The following is a 3,159-nucleotide window of genomic DNA, read 5'->3' as shown; positions in this document are numbered from 1 at the left end:
CCATACGAAACCTCTTGGGGTTGTATGGTTAAGTGACTAAGCGTACACGGTGGATGCCTTGGCAGTCAGAGGCGATGAAAGACGTATTAACTTGCGATAAGCCCAGATTAGGTAGTAAAAACCTTTTGAGTCTGGGATTTCTGAATGGGGAAACCCACTAGCATAAGCTAGTATCGCTGCGTGAATACATAGCGCAGCGAAGCAAACCGGGAGAACTGAAACATCTAAGTACCCCGAGGAAGAGAAATCAACCGAGATCCCGAAAGTAGCGGCGAGCGAAATTGGGTTAGCCCTTAAGCTTTTAATGAGACAGGTGAAGCCTCTGGAAAGTGGCGCGATACAAGGTGATAGCCCTGTAACCGACATCTCATCATCAGTGAAAACGAGTAAGGCGGGACACGTGATATCCTGTCTGAATATGGGGGGACCATCCTCCAAGGCTAAATACTACTGACTGACCGATAGTGAACCAGTACCGTGAGGGAAAGGCGAAAAGAACCCCTGTGAGGGGAGTGAAATAGAACCTGAAACCGTGTACGTACAAGCAGTAGGAGCATACTTGTTATGTGACTGCGTACCTTTTGTATAATGGGTCAGCGACTTATATTCAGTGGCAAGGTTAACCGTTTAGGGGAGCCGTAGGGAAACCGAGTCTTAACTGGGCGTTCAGTCTCTGGATATAGACCCGAAACCAAGTGATCTAGCCATGGGCAGGTTGAAGATTGAGTAACATCAATTGGAGGACCGAACCGACTAATGTTGAAAAATTAGCGGATGACTTGTGGCTAGGGGTGAAAGGCCAATCAAACTTGGAGATAGCTGGTTCTCCCCGAAATCTATTTAGGTAGAGCCTCGGACGAATACTACTGGGGGTAGAGCACTGTTAAGGCTAGGGGGTCATCCCGACTTACCAACCCTTTGCAAACTCCGAATACCAGTAAGTACTATCCGGGAGACACACGGCGGGTGCTAACGTCCGTCGTGGAGAGGGAAACAACCCAGACCGCCAGCTAAGGTCCCAAAGTTATAGCTAAGTGGGAAACGATGTGGGAAGGCTCAGACAGCCAGGATGTTGGCTTAGAAGCAGCCATCATTTAAAGAAAGCGTAATAGCTCACTGGTCGAGTCGGCCTGCGCGGAAGATGTAACGGGGCTAAGCTATACACCGAAGCTGCGGCAATGCAATTTATTGTGTTGGGTAGGGGAGCGTTCTGTAAGCCGTCGAAGGTGTGCTGTAAGGCATGCTGGAGGTATCAGAAGTGCGAATGCTGACATGAGTAACGATAAAGGGGGTGAAAAACCCCCTCGCCGGAAGACCAAGGGTTCCTGTCCAACGTTAATCGGGGCAGGGTAAGTCGACCCCTAAGGCGAGGCCGAAAGGCGTAGTCGATGGGAAACGGGTTAATATTCCCGTACTTCTTATAATTGCGATGGGGGGACGGAGAAGGCTAGGTGGGCTTGGCGACGGTCGTCCAAGTTCAAGTGCGTAGGCTAAGAGTTTAGGTAAATCCGGACTCTTGTTAGGCTGAGACACGATGTCGAGCTACTACGGTAGTGAAGCCATTGATGCCATGCTTCCAGGAAAAGCCTCTAAGCTTCAGATTATAAGAAATCGTACCCCAAACCGACACAGGTGGTCGAGTAGAGAATACTAAGGCGCTTGAGAGAACTCGGGTGAAGGAACTAGGCAAAATGGTACCGTAACTTCGGGAGAAGGTACGCTCCTAGCGGTGATGAGACTTGCTCTCTAAGCTGCCGGGAGTCGCAGATACCAGGTGGCTGCAACTGTTTATTAAAAACATAGCACTGTGCTAAATCGTAAGATGACGTATACGGTGTGACGCCTGCCCGGTGCTTGAAGGTTAATTGATGGGGTTAGACTTCGGTCGAAGCTCTTGATCGAAGCCCAAGTAAACGGCGGCCGTAACTATAACGGTCCTAAGGTAGCGAAATTCCTTGTCGGGTAAGTTCCGACCTGCACGAATGGCGTAATGATGGCCACGCTGTCTCCACCCGAGACTCAGTGAAATTGAAATCGCTGTGAAGATGCAGTGTACCCGCGGCTAGACGGAAAGACCCCGTGAACCTTTACTACAGCTTGGCACTGAACATTGACCCTACATGTGTAGGATAGGTGGGAGCCTTTGAAGCAAGTACGCTAGTATTTGTGGAGGCAATCTTGAAATACCACCCTTGTATGCTTGATGTTCTAACGTTGGCCCCTTATCGGGGTTGCGGACAGTGCCTGGTGGGTAGTTTGACTGGGGCGGTCTCCTCCCAAAGAGTAACGGAGGAGCACGAAGGTGGGCTAAACACGGTTGGACATCGTGTGGTTAGTGCAATGGCATAAGCCCGCTTGACTGCGAGAATGACAATTCGAGCAGGTGCGAAAGCAGGTCATAGTGATCCGGTGGTTCTGAATGGAAGGGCCATCGCTCAACGGATAAAAGGTACTCCGGGGATAACAGGCTGATACCGCCCAAGAGTTCATATCGACGGCGGTGTTTGGCACCTCGATGTCGGCTCATCACATCCTGGGGCTGAAGTCGGTCCCAAGGGTATGGCTGTTCGCCATTTAAAGTGGTACGCGAGCTGGGTTTAGAACGTCGTGAGACAGTTCGGTCCCTATCTGCCGTGGGCGTTGGATGATTGAAAGGGGCTGCTCCTAGTACGAGAGGACCGGAGTGGACGAACCTCTGGTGTTCGGGTTGTTACGCCAGTAGCATTGCCCGGTAGCTAAGTTCGGGATCGATAAACGCTGAAAGCATCTAAGCGTGAAGCGAGCCTTGAGATGAGTCATCCCTGATACTTTAAGTATCCTAAAGGGTTGTTGGAGACTACGACGTTGATAGGCAGGGTGTGTAAGTGCTGCGAGGCATTGAGCTAACCTGTACTAATTGCCCGTGAGGCTTAACCATACAACACCCAAGGGGTTTTGAACGGATTTAAGATAGCAAGAAACGTATTGAATGTGATTAAGAACGCATACACAGCTTTCCAGATTATTATTTATCTCTTACTGAGGTAGATAGAAAGAATTTGCTTGGCGACCATAGCGTTATGGACCCACCTGATCCCATGCCGAACTCAGAAGTGAAACGTAATAGCGCCGATGGTAGTGTGGGGTCTCCCCATGTGAGAGTAGGACATCGCCAGGCTT

The 3,159-nt window shown here is 50.2% G+C and carries 2 rRNA genes; both read left to right on the top strand.

Annotated features, from left to right (window positions below):
* The first annotated feature begins 26 nt into the window (after positions 1-26).
* A 23S ribosomal RNA gene (locus A6E03_RS15000) occupies positions 27-2,917 on the top strand.
* A 124-nt stretch (positions 2,918-3,041) separates the two neighbouring features.
* Positions 3,042-3,157 (top strand): 5S ribosomal RNA (gene rrf / locus A6E03_RS14995).
* The last annotated feature ends 2 nt before the right edge of the window (positions 3,158-3,159 follow it).

Source organism: Aliivibrio sp. 1S128 (assembly GCF_001691065.1).
Taxonomy (GTDB): Bacteria; Pseudomonadota; Gammaproteobacteria; order Enterobacterales; family Vibrionaceae; genus Aliivibrio.
Note: the sequence above shows the minus strand (reverse complement) of the source record. Positions and strands in the feature narration are given on the sequence as shown.